Source organism: Maribacter cobaltidurans, from assembly GCF_002269385.1.
Classification (GTDB): Bacteria; Bacteroidota; Bacteroidia; order Flavobacteriales; family Flavobacteriaceae; genus Maribacter; species Maribacter cobaltidurans.
Map to the genome: position 1 here is coordinate 3,749,466 of NZ_CP022957.1, position 17,609 is coordinate 3,767,074.

A 17,609-nucleotide genomic window follows, 5' to 3' on the forward strand; every position below is an offset into this window, starting at 1 on the left:
CTTTTATCCATCTTTTAATGAGGTATGAAGAATTCCATGTAAAAAATGAATACTGCCATGACCAATATAAAATAACCAAAGCCCTTTTTCAATTTATTACCATCAATATAGTTGCTTATATAGCTTCCGATGAATATTCCCAAAAATGAAAGTCCTGTAAACACCAAAAGAAACTGCCAATTGATTTCCATGGTAATGGCATCCCCCAAAAAGAAGCCCATCAAGGATTTAATGGCAATGATAATAAGTGATGTGCCTACCGCAACCTTCATTTCCACATTGGCCAAAATGACCAAAGCAGGAATTATCAAAAATCCACCGCCAGCACCTATTAAACCTGTGATAGCACCTACTAGAAGTCCTTCTGCAAGAATTAAGGGATAATTATATTTTACTTCTCTTTTTCCTTCTTTTAAAATTTCTTTTTTAGTCTTTAACATGGAATACGCTGCAGGAAACATCAGTATAGCAAAAAGACCGAACATTCCCATTCTACGGGTAAATTCAAAGGTTCCTATATGGAAAAGCACGTCCGGGAGGACTGGAACAAGATAGTGCCTTACCAAGGTAACTCCTATTATGGCCGGAATTCCAAATACAACTGCGGTTTTCCAATCGACGAAGCCCTTTAAGTGTTGTTTCCAACCCCCGACCAAAGCACTCGCACCAACAATGAACAGTGAGTAAGCAGTGGCCACTTTTTCATTAACTGAAAACAAATAGGCCAAAACAGGTACGGCAAGAATAGATCCGCCACCGCCAATTAAGCCTAAGGATATTCCAATTATCAATGCACTTACATAACCTAGGATATGAAGAAATTCCATGAAATTTTACATTTAATGGTGCGAAGCTAGTTCCCAGTGAGGGGTTATGCAGTAACATTGGTTACAAACGATTACAAATCCAGTATTTTAATATAATTACGGTGCAATTCAATGGAACCCATCTGTTCCAGTTTTTTGAGAAGTCTTGAAATTACAACCCTGGAACTGTGGAGTTCATAGGCTATTTCTTGATGGGTGTTATTAATGATATTTCCTTTGTTGATTCTTGATTTTTCTTTCAAATAATTGACTAAACGAGCGTCCATTTTATCAAATGCAATACTATCCAAAGTATTTAAAAGTTCGTTCAATCGTTCATGGTAGCTATTGAAGACGAAATTGCGCCAAGATTTATATTTCGCGGTCCATTCTTCCATTTTTTGTATGGGGACCATAATAAGTTTACTATCGGTTTCGGTAATGGCTCGGATTTCACTTTTTGAATCGCCCATGCAACAGGCCATGGTCATGGAGCAAGTATCTCCTTTTTCCAAGTAATAGAGTAACAATTCGTCACCATCATTATCTTCTCTTAGAATCTTTATGGCTCCCGAAATCAAAAGGGGCATACCCTTAATGTAGTCGCCAATCTCAATGAGTTTATGACCTTCAGGAACATCTTTAAATGTGCCAACCTGAGCAATTTCATTAATGAGTTCTTTTTCAAAAATGCCACCATAACTTTCAGTAAGCTCCTGTATCATTAGTAGTTTTATTTTACCTTTTCAGCGATTTCCTTATCATAACTAAAGAAGAAATTGGCCCATATCGATTTGGATACGGCAGCAATCCAAGGCATTGCCAATACCAAAACAACCACTATTGAACCAAATACCTCTAATATACTTAAATCCAACCCAAAAATTAAAGTCAGAACAAAAACCGCTATTGCTACAGCAACGCCAACACCATAAGACACGTACATGCTACCGTAATAGAAACTGGGCTCAATACTGTATTTGAGATTACATTTTGGGCAATGCTGCTTTACCTTGTTAAAGTTACTTAATTTATAAGGGTGGGCTTCCAAGAATTCACCCTCGTGACATCTTGGACATTTTAAAAATAGAATACTGTACAATTTAGAACCTTTACCGAACATTCATGGAATTTTAATGCAAAAATAAAATATCTAAATGGTTAAATGGGTAACATTGGTTACATAGATTTTAGCAAATCACCAAAATTAGAATAGTTCCATTTTAATACATCGCAGTAAGTTAACACTTTAATGTCCTCGATATTGAAACGACTATTTCCTCAGAATTTTTTCCATCGATTTACCCTTGGCCAGTTCATCAATCAATTTGTCCAAATACCGAACTTTTTGCATGAGTTTGTCCTCAATTTCCTCTACACGATACCCACAAATGACTCCAGTAATCTTGGAAGCATTTGGATTAAATCTTGGGGCTTCCTCAAAAAAGCGTTCAAAATTGGTTTTATTTTTAAGGATTCTCTCCAAGGAATTTTTATCGTAGCCTGTTAGCCAGAAAATAATGGTATCTACATCTTCCTTGGTTTTTCCTTTTTTCTCAGCTTTGGTAATATAGTGGGGATACACGCCTGCAAAGGACATAGTATAGATTCGATGTTTTGCTCCAGACATTTCAAAGTAGTATAAAAGGTACTTTCCTAAAATTTATAACTCCCTTAACCAAATATTTCTAAAACTTATGGGCTCGCTGGGGTCTCCGTGGGCCTGAAGACGAATAGGGGAAGCACCGTGCTTTCTGTAACTTGGTTGGCCTATCCAAGGGGTGATTCCTTTTAATTCGTAGTTGTTTTGTACCAAAACTCCATTGTGCAGTGCAGTTACGCTCGCAGGTGAAAGTAAACTGCCATCTCCCATGAATCTTGGTGCTTTCCAAATGATATCATAGGTTTGCCATTCGCCAGGTTTTTTAGCGGCATTGGCCAGCGGTATGGATTGTTTGTACATAGACCCCACTTGTCCGTTTACATAGGTTTCATTATTATAGTTGTCTAATATCTGTATTTCATAACCGTCCTCGAAGAGTCCACTTTCATCGAGACCCAGATAGGCCAAGAAAATTCCGCTATTTCCCCTGCTTTGCCCCTCGCCTGTAATATCTTCCGGTATGCGATATTCCAAATGAAGTTGGTAGTCCATATATTTATCTTTCGTGGTCAGACCACCCGCTTTTTTGTTTACGGTTAGTATGCCATTGTCCACTTTCCAAGTCTGAGGATTGTTTGGCTTGTCGTACGTCCATTTTTCTAAATTATTTTCACCAAAAAGTATGATGGCATCAGAAGGTGCCTCCCTAGAAGAGTCTCCGGGAGTTACTTTTTGGGGAACAGGTTCATATACCTCTGTTTTTTTTGATTCCTTTGCGAGGGCTTCCCAATCAGGTTGTTGGGCAAACCCTAAAATGGATGTAAAAATGGCTAAGAGAGTTAAAATCGGTTTAATTTTCACGAAAATATATTTAAGGTGAATGAATGTAATGATTTTTTAAATTTACTACAATCTGGGATTCTTTTTTATCAACTAATCAAAAAATGACATATTTAAATTAGAAATCCATTATGATTGGCCTTTCATGATTTGCTGATAATTGGTTTCTGATAGATACCCAAGATTGACTAATTGTCTGTAATCCTTAATTTCTATGGTGTTTCCACAATCAAGCAAGACAATTTTGTCAGCAATTCTAAAAACATTCTCAAAGTCGTGATCTGTAATGATATAACCTTTCTTGGCCCTGTTTTTTGATAAATATTTCAATATATATTCCTTAGTAATTGGAGAAACTCCATTAAAAGGTTCATCCAGTAGAACATACCTCTTTTCAGAATTTAGGATAAGAAGTAGTTCCAATATTCTTTTTTCGCCACCGGATAATTCCTGAAATTGCTTTTGAAGCAGAGGAACTATATATTCGTTGTGAAAGAGAGCGTCGCTTTTTTCTTTAGGTAGAAAAAGTTGGATAATGGTCTTTATTTTGATATTGAGGGGCAGGAAATTTTCTTGGGGCAGATAATTAATATGCTTTTTTAAATTTTTATTGCCACGGACGATATAACCTTCTATTTTAATAAATTTTTGGCTTGCGGATTCAACTCCAAATAGAATTTTTAACAATGTGGATTTACCCGAGCCATTTTTACCTACAAGTGCTACAATCTCACCCTTTTTACACGAAAGATGTATGCTATTTAGAATTCTTTTTTTTCCATAGTATTTAATAACGCTGTCTACGTGTAAATTTTTCATAAACAGCTAATTAGAATTAAATTGAGTGTAGCTATAAAAATTGTACTTCCCCAAAGACCTATCTTTGTGAATCCCAGATTGAAGTAATAATAGTACTCGTTTTTATACGAAATCTCATAAATGAACAAATGAAAAATGGGAAGAAATACTAAAAAACAGATACCTACGGTAATGGGTTTCCCATTTGTTATGAAGCCAAGTACCAAAGCAAGTATATACGCAAAAGGGAGGATTCTTTTTTGGAACAATAATATGTTTTTGACAATTCTCAGGCTTTTTGAATTTTAAATTGGATATGAACGCTTTTTAATACGGAAACCTAAGATAAGGAATCAATATTTCACTGAATAATTGTCATAGGTGTATGGGTGTATAAATTGTCAATTCTGTAAAAATAGAATCCTTAACTGTGTATAGAATAAAAATCCAAAGTAAAGAGGCGCAAACCTCGTTAATTGACGATATAGTTTTTATCTTAGGTACAATAGTTAACAGTAAATTTATATGGCTCTAAAAGTAGCGATCAGACATAAAACTAAGTACAAATATGATAGAAGGGTAAATCTCTCTCCACATATATTTAGGCTTCGCCCGGCACCCCATAGTAGAACGCCCATAGAAGCTTATTCCATTAAAATAAAACCGGAGAATCATTTCTTTAATTGGCAACAAGATCCCTTTGGAAATTATTTGGCACGCTTGGTCTTTCCTGAAAAAACGGAAGAGCTCTCCATAGATGTAGAGATTATTGCGGACATGAAGACCATTAATCCCTTCGATTTTTTTGTTGAAGAGTCCGTTGAGGAATTTCCGTTTACCTACAAACCAGAGCTCAAAAAAGAACTATTGCCTTACTTGGAAGTAACTGAGAGTGGACCTTTGTTAAAGGAATGGCTCAATACCATTGATAAAACACCTAGGCGAAGTATCGATTTTTTAACTGGATTGAATCAAGATCTTTATAATTATCTGAATTACACCATACGTATGGAGCCTGGGGTACAGACCTGTGAGGAGACCTTGGACAAAAAATTGGGTTCTTGTAGGGATTTTGCATGGCTTTTGGTGCAGACCTTGCGACATTTAGGTTTGGCGGCGCGTTTTGTTTCTGGTTATTTGGTGCAATTGAAATCGGATGAGAAATCCTTGGATGGGCCATCGGGTCCTGAAGAGGACTTTACAGATTTACACGCTTGGGCAGAAGTGTATTTACCTGGGGCTGGTTGGATTGGTCTGGATGCAACTTCCGGTCTACTTGCTGGTGAGGGGCATATTCCCTTGGCATGTACTCCTTCCTTTGAAAGTGCCGCACCCGTTTATGGTTTGATGGATCCTTGTGAGACCGAGTTCGAATTTGATAATTCAGTAACCCGAATTTTTGAATCACCCAGGGTAACAAAGCCTTACACAGAAGAACAGTGGAAGGCCATATATGATTTAGGATTTAAGGTAGAGGAGGAGTTGCAACAAAATGATGTGCGATTGACTATGGGTGGGGAACCCACTTTTGTGTCCATAGATGATATGGAATCCGAAGAATGGAACACGGCTGCAGATGGTGACCATAAGCGCCAATTGGCGAGCTCTTTGTCCCTGCGTTTGTTGGAAGTCTTTGGAAAGGGAGGTATGTTGCACCACGCCCAAGGGAAATGGTATCCGGGAGAACCCTTGCCCAGATGGTTGATTGGCATTCACTGGCGAAAGGATGGTAAGCCCATTTGGGAAAATCCGGATTTGTTGGCATCTTTTACCAAAGAATATGATCTTCCGGAAAATATCACGTCAGAATTTTTGAAAACCTTGGCGGACTACTTAAAATGTCCAAAGGACACCATTGCACCTGCCTTTGAAGATGCTTTTTATTTTCTATGGGAAGAAAGAAAATTACCTACTGATATTGACCCCAAAGAGTACAATGAAAAGGATACTGCCTTACGAAGAAAGTTGGGTGAAGTTTTGGAACAAGGGGTTGGTAAAACAGTAGGACATGTAATGCCCCTGAACAAAAAAGGTATCCATTGGATAACCAACACATGGGAATTTAGGGGAAAACATCTTTTCTTGAGCCCTGGAAATTCGCCAATCGGCCTACGGTTACCCTTGGAGTCGCTTCCGAAGGAACCAGAAGTACCATCCGAGCCTACTGCGGAACCCGAGCTTTTTGAGCCCAAACCATCCTTAAAGCCGTATGCGGCTGATTTAAAGGAGCGTTTGGAGGGCAACATCAATGAAAATATTAAAAAGCAACCCTATGTTAGAACGGCCATATGTGCAGAGGTAAGGGACTCAAAATTGTTCTTGTTCTTGCCCCCGCTGGATAGTGCAGATGATTTTTTGGATTTGGTGGCAAGTATAGAGGCTACCGCGAAGCAACTTAATGTACCGGTTATCCTTGAAGGTTATGAGCCTCCTAGGGACAATAGATTGGAAGTCTTAAAAGTGACCCCGGATCCGGGGGTGATAGAGGTAAATGTGCATCCTGCACACAACTGGCAGGAGTTGACGGACAATACCTTAAAACTTTACGAAGAGGCGAAAAAATCCAGGTTGGGCACAGAAAAGTTTATGTTGGATGGCAAACATACGGGTACCGGTGGAGGTAATCATGTTACTTTAGGAGGAACTACCCCTGCGGATAGTCCATTGCTCCGTAACCCACAATTACTGCGGAGTTTATTAACTTTTTGGCAACACCATCCCGGTCTTTCGTATCTCTTTTCAGGAGCTTTTATCGGTCCAACAAGTCAAGCACCCAGGGTAGATGAAGCTAGGTTGGAAAATTTGTATGAATTGGAAATTGCTTTTTCCCAAATTCCGGAAGATAAGGAAGTGCCGTTTTGGTTAACAGACAGACTTTTCAGGCATTTGCTCACGGATATTACGGGAAATACGCATAGAGCGGAGTTTTGTATCGATAAACTTTATTCCCCGGATTCCTCTTCCGGGCGATTGGGGATTTTGGAACTTCGAGCATTTGACATGCCGCCACATGCACAAATGAGCCTTATGCAGATGTTGTTGGTGCGTACGCTGGTCTCATGGTTCTGGAAGAATCCCTATAAACATAATTTGGTGCGATGGGGTACGGAACTGCATGATAAGTTCTTGTTGGAGCACTTCGTAAAAGAAGATATCAAGGATATCGTAGAGCAATTGAACGATGCAGGGTATCCCTTTAAATTAGATTGGTTCGACCCATTTTTTGAATTCCGTTTTCCGCTTTACGGTATGGTTGAAATCAACGGAATCCAATTGGAGCTTAGAATGGCCATAGAACCCTGGAACGTCTTGGGCGAGGAAATGTCCGGTAGGGGAACGGCAAGGTATGTGGATTCCTCCTTGGAAAGGGTTCAGGTAAAATTGAAAAATTTCACCGAGGAGCGGTATACCTTAACTTGTAATGGGGTCAAAGTGGAATTGAGTTCTACGGGAACCAAAGGGGAATATGTGGCAGGTGTCCGGTTCAAGGCTTGGGAACCTTGGTCCGCACTTCACCCAACAATTGGGGTAGATACACCGTTGGTATTTGATATTGTGGATGATTGGAACAAAAAGTCCATTGGGGGTTGCACTTATTTTGTATCACATCCTGGAGGACGTTCCTATGATACCTATCCCGTCAACAGCTATGAGGCCGAATCTAGACGAATAAACCGTTTCTGGGAGTTTGGACATACCCAAGGTGAAGTGACACCGATGGAATTGGCACCTTCAACAAATTTTGCAGGTAGAACGGTACAACCAAAGGTAGCTTCCAATACATTTGTATATAAAGAGATACCTATAAATCCGGAATATCCTCATGTGACGGATTTAAGAAAGAAGTAATTAGAATAAATCAATGTCCACAACCACGAAGACGAGCTGGTTAAATAGCTACTCCACAACACTAGGCAATGATGAGGTGTTCAATCCCAATAATGAAGTAAAGGGGTATTGGAAGAAACTGTTTTCAGGTTTTGACAAGTTGGGAGAAAACGGCCTTTCCGGACGCCAAAAGGATATCGATTGGTTGCTTTTGGAAAATGGTGTCACTTACAATGTATACAACGACCCACAGGGAATGCATCGTCCTTGGAACCTAAACGTGGTTCCCTTGATCATGCACCAGAATGAATGGCAAAATGTGGAAGCCGGATTAAAACAACGGGCCGAGTTATTGAATTTGGTTCTTAAGGATGTATATAGTGAGCGTAGACTGATAAAGGACGGTATTATTCCGCATGAAGTCATTTACGGCCATAGAGGATTTTTACGGCAATGTTCTGGTATTGAATATACTACGGAAAAGCTTCTCTCGATATATGCTGCTGATCTGGCCAGGGGTACGGATGGCAGATTATGGGTGGTAAACGATAGGACCGAAGCCCCGTCAGGTATGGGCTATGCCTTGGAAAACCGATCTACTACCAGTAGGACACTTCCTGAAATGTACTCCAAGATGAACGTTTCACGTTTATCGGTTTTCTTCAGGGATTTTCATCAAATGTTGATTGATAGCTCCCCGATCAAAAGGGATAATCCCAATATTGTCATATTGACACCGGGCTCACATAACGAAACCTATTTTGAACACGCTTTTATGGCTTCGTTCTTAGGATATCCCTTGGTGCAAGGAAACGATTTGGTGGTTCGTGACGGATTTCTTTGGATGAAATCTTTGCAAGGACTAAAGCGAATTGATGTGGTTTTGCGTAGGGTAGATGATGCCTTTTCAGACCCTTTGGAACTTAGGGAGGATTCCCACTTGGGCGTTGCGGGTCTTTTGGATGTAGTCCGAAGAAAAAATGTTTCGGTCATTAATCCAGTGGGGAGTGGGGTTATAGAAAATCCCGGTTTGATACCTTTTATGCCAGCCATAGCAAGGTATTTTTTAAACGAGGAATTGATCTTGCCCCAGATTGCATCTTGGTGGTGCGGTCAGGAAAAGGAAAAGAATTATGTACTGAACAACCTCTCCAATTTGGTCATCAAACGTATCGATAGAACCAATAGGGAAAGTATATATTTCGGTAAGTTTTTAAGTTTGGCCGAACTGGATTCCCTGAAAGAAAAAATAAAGGAAAGACCCTATAGGTTCGTTGCCCAGGAGCAAATCAATTTTTCCACAGCACCCAATTTATTAGGAAGTACGTTGACACCTAGAAATGTGGTTACACGGGCATTCTCCATAGCTTCTGGAAATCATTATAGTGTGATGCCGGGCGGACTCGTGAGGGTGGCCCCGGATAGTAAAACGGTTCGGGTTTCCAATCAAAGAGGAGGGACCAGTAAGGATTTTTGGGTCGTTGAAAATCAGCCTGTAAAAGAGGATAAAAATAGGAACTGGGAACAAAAATCGTCGATAGCTATATCCGGCTTGGACGATCTACCCAGCCTAACGGCAGAAAATCTCTTTTGGGCGGGACGCTACGTAGGCAGGACGCTTGTGAATGCGAGGTTTATTCGCACAGTAATGCGTCAGCTGGCCATGGCCCAGAATATGGACACCAAACCGGACTCCGTAAAGCTTCAAGTTCTTTTAAAAGCGGTTACCCACCTTACGGGTACATATCCAGGCTTTTCGGAAAAGGCAAAGGAAGGTAAACCCGCAATGGAAAACCCATATGAAGAAATGCTTTCTGTAATACGGGACAAAGATCGGGTAGGTAGTTTGGCCCATACCATAGGCATGTTCAGTAATTCGTACTACTCCATTCGAAATCTTTGGTCTTCGGATATGTGGCGGGTTTTTGAAAACATTCAAAAATTATGGCAGAATTTCCAGGATGAGGAAAATCCGTCCATATTGAAAATATTAAAGGTCCTCAATCAATTAATAACCCGGTTAATTGCCTTCATGGGGCTCATTGAGGAAAGTATCATGGTGCAGCAGGGCCTGTTACTTTACTTCATTGGTCTGCAATTGGAACAAAGTATGTTGGCCATTACCAAATGCCGCTCCCTTTTGGCCGTCAAATATGATACACAGGTGGAGTATGACTTATTGGAATATCTGCTTACCAGTCACGAAAGTTTGAACATTTATAGGTATAGCTATCGCTCACATATTCAATTGGAGCATGTGCTGGATTTGGTGATTTTGGATGTGGAGTATGCCAGGTCCTTGACGTTTATGATCAAAAGATTGCAGAAGGATATTGCAAGGTTACCGCACTCCAGAAAGGATCAGCAGTTGACCAACTATCAAAAATATGTGTTTAGCGCCTTTTCCAAACTCCGTTTATCGGAATCTTCCAAATTATGCTTGACCAAAACGAAAAACGATGTGGTGCGGGAAGATCTGGATACCTTGTTGGAAGAACTTTCAGATTTGCTTTACAAGACCTCCCAATCCCTTACTGGAACCTATTTTAACCATACGGATAGACAAACACAAATGTTTACCCAGTCTTTTCCAATCTGAGCATGGTCTTTAATGTAACGCATATCACTACCTATAAATACAATGCACCGGTCAATTATTGCCATAACATTGCAACATTGCGCCCGCGCAAATCGGAAGGACAGGAATTGTTGGATTATAGGATTCAAATTAGCCCCAAACCCGCGGAAATTACGGAGCGTGTCGATTTTTTCGGGAATTATATTACCCGATTTTCCATTCAGATGGAGCATGATGTTCTTAAGGTCGTCACGAAGAGTAAAATAATTAGGGATTGTGGGGCGATTTATGAAAGCTACTTTTCCGAAGCCTGTAGAAAAATTACCATGGACGAGGCACTTTTTGCTTTGAACGGACATGACCCTACGGTTTTGGATGCCAAACAGTATGTTTTGGAATCCATATTCATAAGAAGAACGGATAAGAATATTAAGGAATATGCAGAACGTTCATTTCAGGGTAACCGCTCTGTATTTGATGCAGCGTATGAATTGATGCAGCGCATTTATACCGATTTTGATTTTGTTTCTGGTTTTACCAGTATATCCACCCCTATTGAAGAGGTAATGAAAGTGAAAAAAGGTGTTTGTCAGGATTTTGCACAAATTGCCATAGCCTGTATACGGTCTGTTGGTCTTCCTGCTCGATACGTAAGCGGATACATAGAAACACTTCCGCCACCGGGCAAAGAAAAACTGGTGGGTGCCGATGCCTCTCACGCATGGTTTTCCATTTTCATTCCCGGTTTTGGTTGGGTGGATTTTGACCCTACCAATAATCAAATACCCAAAGACCAGCATATTGTGGTGGGGTGGGGTAGGGACTACTATGATGTTCCACCTTTAAAGGGAGTGGTCTATGGTAGTGGAAAAAGCAAGCTTAAAGTATCTGTTGATATTGCCCGGGTGGATTAGGTCAAATGCTTTTTAAAAAAATCTATTGTTCTTTTCCAAGCCAATTCGGCCGCTTCACGGTCATATCTAGGAGTAGTGTCATTATGGAACCCGTGGTTTGCATTTTCATAGATAAATGCCTCATATTTTTTACCATGTCCCTTTAAGGCCGTTTCATAAGCTGGCCAACCTTCATTTACCCGCTTATCCAGTTCTCCAAAGTGAAGCAATAAAGGGGCATTTATTTTATCGATATCTTCCGTAGGCTGACCTCCATAAAAGGGTACAGCGGCACTTAAATCAGGTACTTTAACCGCCATCATATTGGAAATCCATCCGCCAAAACAGAAGCCAACGACCCCTACTTTACCGGTACACTCCGGATGATTTTTTAAATATTCAAAGGCAGCAATGAAATCTTCCAACATTTCATCCCTATCCCGTTTTCTTTGTAGTTCCCTACCATCATCATCATTGCCTGGATAACCACCCAATGGAGTAAGGGCATCCGGAGCAATGGAGATGAATCCGGCCAGAGCCGCACGTCTTCCAACATCCTCAATATGCGGGTTCAATCCTCTATTTTCATGCACCACAACAATGCCCGGTAGTTGACCTTCTGAATCGGCCGGTCTCGAGAGCAGGGCCTTAATGGAACCTCCTCCTTTTGGAGATTCATAATTTATATATTCCGATTTTAATTTAGGGTCATCGGGCTTTATTTGTATTTTCTTCACATAATCCGGTGAAATGAAGCCAAGCAATGAAGAAACTGTTATTCCCCCTACGGCATAGGTAGATAGTTTGTCAATAAACAACCTTCGGCTTACCCTATTGTGGGCACAGTCGTCATATAGGTCAAAAACCTCCTGTTTGATGTCCTCTTTTCTTAACTTTTTCATGGTTATGGTATTTTAATCGGCCGATTTATAAATGAATTCCACAATTCTATCCGCATTGATGAAACCTTGTCCGTGGGTCTCGTCCCATTCCTTGGACAATCCCATTTTTTGTACTTCCTCCAAGGATTTCCCAGTACCTCTAGCTTCTTTGACACGTTCCCTCAAGGTAATCAAAATTTCGGTATAATCCTTCAAATCAGACTTTGAGGAAACCGCCCCATGACCGGGAATGATTTTTGTTTCGTCGTCAATTAGTTCCAAAGCCATTTTTGTGTTCGATATCAATCCGTCAATATCACCGCCAGAACCCAGGTCCAAATAAGGGTAGCGACCACTAAAAAAATTATCGCCCATGTGAATGACATTATCTTCTGGAAAATAGTAATACGTATCCCCATCAGTATGGGCGGGATTAACATGCATAGCATGCACACTCTTTCCATTTTTTAGATGTAGGGTCATTTTGTCGTTAAAGGTAACCACTGGCCAGGCTTCCTTGGGCTGAGGTTCTTCGGCACCTTCCATACGCTTTCTTACATTCTCATGGGCAATGACCAAGGCACCTGCATTGGCCAAATTTTCATTGCCACCCGTGTGGTCTCCGTGCATGTGGGTATTGAGAACAAAATTGATAGGCTTGTCCGTTATTGTTTGAACATGGGCAACAATTTTTTCCGTGAGGGGACCAAATTGGTCATCTATGAGATAGGCGGCATCCTCCCCAATGGCCAATCCTATATTTCCTCCTGCACCAAAAAGTGCGTAAACGTTTTCGGTTAGTTTTTCGGAGGTGATTTCAACGGTACTGAAATCCCGTTGAGCCAATAATGCAGAGGTACTAAGTAACAAGAGAATAAAAGGTGATTTTAGTTTTAGCATTGGATTAATTTTAAAGTTTTGCTGAAATAGTCTTTTAGGGTTCAATGGGAAGTCTCCAGATGTTGTTTGAGTAAATCTTTTCCATAGTCATTACCGTTTGGCGTTCTTACCACGGTATGGATATGGTTTCGGGTAGGTCCTCTATCCTTTACATTGGGTACGCCCACCACGCCTTGGTGGTCAAATTCTATAAGGATAACTGGGTTATGAATTCTATAGTAAAATACCGCATCTTCGGTGGTATTCCCAATCCATGCAAACCAAGTTTCATCCCAATGCGACTTTATCTCTTCCATTTTTATTTCATGATGACCTTCTCGCATATTACTGATATATTGATCTATAAGAAATAGCAAGGCTGTTTTTTCACTAGTAGAAAGATTTTTTACGTTAAGACCTTCAAAATCCAACACTATATTATCCTTGGAAGCTTCGCCTTTGTTACTATTATGTTTTTTTTCCTTGCTTAAAGTTGCTTCTTCCTGCTGTTCTGGGGATAGTGACTGCATAAAGGAAAGGCCTAAATTTTGTTCATCCTGAAACAGAGTATTACCGGCATATTTTCCCGTTGTAGTGATAATGGGTTCTCCACCCATGAACACCGGTGACATCACAATCTGGTCACCTAGTACAAAATAGTTGATGACCAAATGATGGCCATCCAATTGCCATCCCCAGGGCTCAGTTTGCGATGGGGACCCCATAACCGTAAAGAAGTATAGCTCCTCGTCGAACATATCGGGCCTATTGTTCAATTCTGCCAAGGTTTGGTCCGTTTTCATGATGTCCCTGCTCAACTGTAGACCCTTTGCACTTAAGGATTCTTGCATAAGTTCGAATGCCAGATTTTTTTGTTTTTGGTCCATTTCCTTCAACGAAACTCCTTGTCTCGTATAAATACCATTATCTACGTTAGACCATTTACGCCATTCAAGGTCTTCGACCGGATAGGTTGTTCGGCTTAATTGCTCTTGATCAAGGCCGTTTAAGAACTGCTTGGCAGCATCAATTATAGGTTTTGTGGAAATGCCCGTAGCCTGTATAGGAAAAAGATTTTCAATTTTACCATCCGAGGTAATCACACCTTGAAATTTTTCCGCTAGGGCCTTATTCTCCATTTGTTTAAAATAGGTTCTGGCATCTCTGGTTTGTGCTTTGGTTTGGCCGTAGGATATACATAACACTAAAACCATTAAGATGTTTAATTTTTGCATTTATGAAAGGTTTGTTCAACTATTACTTAACAGGCTTGGACATTATCTTCGTATCACTTAAAATATTCATCATGAACGTATTAAAGGTATGATATAATTGTCAAATATGAGCTTTGAATGTCGTTTTGGCATTTATCTCTTCGTGGATTTAATATTTAAATATTGAAGACATATATAATTATGATAGCTTTAACAAGTTTGGATTAAACCTTTTGAGTTATTTATGGTCTTATTATTTGTACAAACAACTAAATTTTAGAACATTATGAAAAAAAATCTATCCCTAGTAGCACTTGTGTTTTGCTCAATTCTTTCTGCTCAATCTACTTGGAAGGCAGACAAAGCGCATTCAAAAGTTGGTTTTGATATTACACATCTCTTGATTTCTGAGGTAGATGGTAATTTTGATGAATTTGAAATTTCCGCTACCGCTGATGATACTTTTATGAATCCATCCTTTGATGTTTCAATCAACACTGCCAGTGTTGATACGGACAATGAAAGAAGGGACGGACATTTGAAAAGTGCCGATTTCTTTGATGTAGAAACCTATCCTACTATGACCTTTAAAACTACATCCGTTGAAAAAACGGGTGACAATACCTTTAATATGACGGGTGATTTAACCATTCATGGGGTAACGAAATCCGTTACCTTGGAAGGTAAGGTAAATGGAGTCATTACGGATCAGCGTAGTCAAAAGTTAAAAGCAGGACTTAAAATTACTGGAACCATCAATAGAATTGATTTTGGGGTAGGAGAGGAAAGTGCCGCTATTGGCAATGATGTGGACCTTACCATAAATTTGGAGATGGCACAAAAATAAAAAGTATAAGAAAAATAAAAGCCCACTTCTAATGGGTTTTTTTATGTCTGTAGATTACAAGGAAAGTGCCTACTGTATACAGTTTTATTTTGCTTAAGGATAAAAAATTACAGCTCTTGGGAATACAAAAAGCGATTAATCTCCAATTTAATCCGATACCGCACTTATTCATTTCATATGACATAAGATTATCGAGGTTTATGTTGGATATTATGCTACTATTGGCCCTGTTTTTAAAGTGAACCATATAATTTCGGCTTAGATTTTTATAAATGTATTTTGAACACGTAATATTAGTTATAAGTGGCACAATTATTTTAAATAGCGCCATAAATGGGGTATATTTGAAGCTTAAAGTATACTGGTAGAAATTAAAAATTAAAGAACCTATTAATACATGAACCAAGAAATTGATCAATTAGCGGCGGATAATATAAGAGCATTGGCCGTAGCTATGGTAGAAAAGGCAAATTCTGGACATCCAGGTGGACCCATGGGAGGAGCCGACTATATGCATATTTTATATTCGGAATTTTTTAATTACGATCCAGCGGATATGCACTGGCCGTTCCGTGACCGCTTCTTTATGGACGCGGGCCACCTTTCTACCTTAATGTACGCACAGTATTATTTGTTGGGAAATTATAAAAAAGACGACATTGCCAATTTTAGACAATGGGAATCTGTAACACCGGGACATCCGGAAGTTGATGTTGCGAGGGGCATTGAAAATACATCGGGTCCTCTTGGTCAAGGACACACCATGGGTGTAGGGGCTGCTATTGCAGCGAAGTTTTTACAGGCTCGTTTTGGGGATTGGATGAACCATAAGGTTTATGGGTTTATTTCTGATGGTGGTGTTCAAGAGGAAATTTCCCAAGGAGCGGGGCGTATTGCCGGACACTTGGGATTGAACAATTTTATTATGTTCTACGATGCCAATGATGTGCAACTTTCGTCCAAGACCGATGAGGTAACCTCTGAAGATACAGCCAAAAAATATGAAGCTTGGGGTTGGAAGGTCGTTACAATTGATGGTCACGATCATGACCAGATCAGAAAAGCCCTGACAGATGCCAATGCGGAAACCGAAAAGCCAACTTTGATTATAGGTCATACCATTATGGGTAAGGGTTGTGTTACAGCAGATGGGGAGATGTATGAAGGGCACACTGAGCTTCACGGTAAACCCATTGGGGATACTGGTGCCGACTATGAAATGACCCTTAAGAATTTAGGTGCGGATGTTGAAAATCCTTTCGATATCTTTCAAAAAGTAGCAGAATTTTATGAGGATGTAGTAGGAAGAAAAAGAGCTGCTGCCCATGCCAAAAAATTGGAAATCGATGCGTGGAGAGCTGAAAATATGGAGCTCTCAAGCAAATTGGATAGCTTTTTCGATGGTAAGTTACCTCAATTGGATTTTGGTTCCATCGCCCAGAAGGAGGGTCAGGCTACAAGAGCGGCATCGTCCAATGTACTGGCCTATTTGGCAGAAAACGTTGAGAACATGATTGTTTCTTCAGCAGATTTATCCAACAGTGATAAAACGGATGGTTTCCTTAAAAAGACCTCCATTCTTAAAAAGGGCGATTTTTCTGGAGCTTTTTTACAGGCCGGTGTTGCGGAATTGACCATGGCGGCCCTGGCGAACGGTATAGCCCTTCACGGGGGAATTATTCCGGTTGTTGCTACATTCTTCGTATTCTCGGATTATATGAAACCGGCAATTCGTTTAAGTGCCATTCAAGAATTGCCCGTTAAATTTGTCTGGACACACGATGCCTTTAGGGTAGGTGAAGATGGTCCTACGCATCAGCCCATAGAACAAGAGGCACAGATACGATTATTGGAAAAATTGAAAAACCACAGTCATGAGCAAAGCTTTGTTGCCTTGCGCCCTGCGGATTCCCAAGAAACCAATGTGGCTTGGAAAATGGCCATTGAAAATAGAAAGACTCCTACTGGACTAATATTGTCCAGACAGAATATAAAGGATGTGCCCGCCCAATCCGGTAATCGCTATGAAGAAGCATTGGGTGCTGAAAAAGGAGGGTATCTGGTGCAGGAAACAAATGACCCTGATGTAATTCTTATTGCCAATGGTTCAGAAGTGTCTACGCTCGTGGATGCTTCAAAATTATTGGAGGAAAAGAAAAATCTAAAGGTCAATATAGCATCTATCCCATCCGAAGGAATTTTTAGGCAGCAACCAAAGGAATATCAGGAAAAAGTGATTCCTGGCAATAAACCTGTATTTGGATTGACTGCTGGCTTGCCCGTTAATCTGGAAGGTTTGGCTGGTCCAAATGGAAAGGTTTTCGGACTTGAGCATTTTGGATATTCTGCTCCCGCAGGTGTATTGGATGAAAAATTTGGATTTACGGGAGATCAGGTTTATGAACAAGTAATAGAATTTTTGAACAAGTAAAACAGAAATAA

14 protein-coding genes are annotated in these 17,609 nt (G+C 40.2%); 5 read left to right on the top strand and 9 right to left on the bottom strand.

The features are described 5' to 3' along the window. Positions 1-14: 14 nt before the first annotated feature. The 6 genes from CJ263_RS16750 to CJ263_RS16775 all read right to left on the bottom strand — a co-directional run bounded on the left by CJ263_RS16750 (position 15) and on the right by CJ263_RS16775 (position 4,068). A complete protein-coding gene (locus CJ263_RS16750; RefSeq protein WP_094998319.1) occupies positions 15-827 on the bottom strand; it encodes a sulfite exporter TauE/SafE family protein in 813 nt (270 codons plus the stop codon). A gap of 71 nt (positions 828-898) precedes the next feature. Then, positions 899-1,531 carry a Crp/Fnr family transcriptional regulator gene (locus tag CJ263_RS16755; protein WP_094998320.1) on the bottom strand — a complete coding sequence of 211 codons (633 nt, stop codon included), beginning with the start codon at positions 1,529-1,531 and terminating at the stop codon, positions 899-901. An 8-nt stretch (positions 1,532-1,539) separates the two neighbouring features. Continuing rightward, positions 1,540-1,929 (bottom strand): DUF983 domain-containing protein, encoded by a 390-nt coding sequence (locus tag CJ263_RS16760; protein WP_094998321.1) that lies wholly within the window; start codon positions 1,927-1,929, stop codon positions 1,540-1,542. Between the two features lie 150 nt (positions 1,930-2,079). Further along, on the bottom strand, positions 2,080-2,436 hold the full coding sequence (locus CJ263_RS16765) for a DUF2200 domain-containing protein (RefSeq protein ID WP_094998322.1): 357 nt from the start codon (positions 2,434-2,436) through the stop codon (positions 2,080-2,082). A 33-nt stretch (positions 2,437-2,469) separates the two neighbouring features. Continuing rightward, a complete protein-coding gene (locus tag CJ263_RS16770) occupies positions 2,470-3,270 on the bottom strand; it encodes a 3-keto-disaccharide hydrolase (RefSeq protein WP_229702463.1) in 801 nt (266 codons plus the stop codon). 108 nt (positions 3,271-3,378) lie between these two features. Continuing rightward, positions 3,379-4,068 carry an ATP-binding cassette domain-containing protein gene (locus CJ263_RS16775; RefSeq protein WP_094998323.1) on the bottom strand — a complete coding sequence of 230 codons (690 nt, stop codon included), beginning with the start codon at positions 4,066-4,068 and terminating at the stop codon, positions 3,379-3,381. A gap of 504 nt (positions 4,069-4,572) precedes the next feature. Here CJ263_RS16775 and CJ263_RS16780 point away from each other — a divergent pair. The 3 genes from CJ263_RS16780 to CJ263_RS16790 are packed head-to-tail and all read left to right on the top strand — an operon-like array spanning position 4,573 to position 11,367. Further along, the gene (locus CJ263_RS16780) at positions 4,573-7,896 is read left to right on the top strand and encodes a transglutaminase family protein (protein WP_094998324.1); all 3,324 of its coding nucleotides are present in this window, start codon (positions 4,573-4,575) and stop codon (positions 7,894-7,896) included. A 13-nt stretch (positions 7,897-7,909) separates the two neighbouring features. Next, a complete protein-coding gene (locus CJ263_RS16785; RefSeq protein ID WP_094998325.1) occupies positions 7,910-10,474 on the top strand; it encodes a circularly permuted type 2 ATP-grasp protein in 2,565 nt (854 codons plus the stop codon). A 2-nt stretch (positions 10,475-10,476) separates the two neighbouring features. Beyond that, the gene (locus tag CJ263_RS16790) at positions 10,477-11,367 is read left to right on the top strand and encodes a transglutaminase family protein (protein WP_094998326.1); all 891 of its coding nucleotides are present in this window, start codon (positions 10,477-10,479) and stop codon (positions 11,365-11,367) included. Here the strand turns inward: CJ263_RS16790 and CJ263_RS16795 are convergent. The 3 genes from CJ263_RS16795 to CJ263_RS16805 are packed head-to-tail and all read right to left on the bottom strand — an operon-like array spanning position 11,364 to position 14,341. After that, positions 11,364-12,248, bottom strand: a complete 885-nt coding sequence (locus tag CJ263_RS16795) for a dienelactone hydrolase family protein (protein ID WP_094998327.1) — start codon at positions 12,246-12,248, stop codon at positions 11,364-11,366. The genes CJ263_RS16790 and CJ263_RS16795 overlap by 4 nt on opposite strands. 12 nt (positions 12,249-12,260) lie before the next feature. Next, entirely contained in the window at positions 12,261-13,127 is an 867-nt protein-coding gene (locus tag CJ263_RS16800) for an MBL fold metallo-hydrolase (protein WP_094999283.1), read from the bottom strand. Positions 13,128-13,168: 41 nt separating this feature from the next. Next, positions 13,169-14,341 carry a DUF3500 domain-containing protein gene (locus tag CJ263_RS16805; RefSeq protein WP_094998328.1) on the bottom strand — a complete coding sequence of 391 codons (1,173 nt, stop codon included), beginning with the start codon at positions 14,339-14,341 and terminating at the stop codon, positions 13,169-13,171. A gap of 265 nt (positions 14,342-14,606) precedes the next feature. Between CJ263_RS16805 and CJ263_RS16810 the strand changes: the two genes are divergently transcribed. Together CJ263_RS16810 and CJ263_RS16815 are read left to right on the top strand one after the other, a co-directional pair. After that, complete coding sequence (locus CJ263_RS16810) at positions 14,607-15,167, top strand: YceI family protein (protein WP_094998329.1); 561 nt, start codon at positions 14,607-14,609, stop codon at positions 15,165-15,167. A gap of 397 nt (positions 15,168-15,564) precedes the next feature. After that, a complete protein-coding gene (locus tag CJ263_RS16815) occupies positions 15,565-17,598 on the top strand; it encodes a transketolase family protein (RefSeq protein WP_094998330.1) in 2,034 nt (677 codons plus the stop codon). Positions 17,599-17,609 lie beyond the last annotated feature (11 nt).

Coding starts and splice junctions, on each gene's coding strand:
- CJ263_RS16815 (WP_094998330.1), top strand. CDS start 15,565: ATGAACCAAGAAATTGATCAATTAGCGGCGGATAATATAAGAGCATTG.
- CJ263_RS16800 (WP_094999283.1), bottom strand. CDS start 13,127: ATGCTAAAACTAAAATCACCTTTTATTCTCTTGTTACTTAGTACCTCT.
- CJ263_RS16790 (WP_094998326.1), top strand. CDS start 10,477: ATGGTCTTTAATGTAACGCATATCACTACCTATAAATACAATGCACCG.
- CJ263_RS16810 (WP_094998329.1), top strand. CDS start 14,607: ATGAAAAAAAATCTATCCCTAGTAGCACTTGTGTTTTGCTCAATTCTT.
- CJ263_RS16755 (WP_094998320.1), bottom strand. CDS start 1,531: ATGATACAGGAGCTTACTGAAAGTTATGGTGGCATTTTTGAAAAAGAA.
- CJ263_RS16795 (WP_094998327.1), bottom strand. CDS start 12,248: ATGAAAAAGTTAAGAAAAGAGGACATCAAACAGGAGGTTTTTGACCTA.
- CJ263_RS16765 (WP_094998322.1), bottom strand. CDS start 2,436: ATGTCTGGAGCAAAACATCGAATCTATACTATGTCCTTTGCAGGCGTG.
- CJ263_RS16785 (WP_094998325.1), top strand. CDS start 7,910: ATGTCCACAACCACGAAGACGAGCTGGTTAAATAGCTACTCCACAACA.
- CJ263_RS16760 (WP_094998321.1), bottom strand. CDS start 1,929: ATGTTCGGTAAAGGTTCTAAATTGTACAGTATTCTATTTTTAAAATGT.
- CJ263_RS16750 (WP_094998319.1), bottom strand. CDS start 827: ATGGAATTTCTTCATATCCTAGGTTATGTAAGTGCATTGATAATTGGA.
- CJ263_RS16780 (WP_094998324.1), top strand. CDS start 4,573: ATGGCTCTAAAAGTAGCGATCAGACATAAAACTAAGTACAAATATGAT.
- CJ263_RS16805 (WP_094998328.1), bottom strand. CDS start 14,341: ATGCAAAAATTAAACATCTTAATGGTTTTAGTGTTATGTATATCCTAC.
- CJ263_RS16775 (WP_094998323.1), bottom strand. CDS start 4,068: ATGAAAAATTTACACGTAGACAGCGTTATTAAATACTATGGAAAAAAA.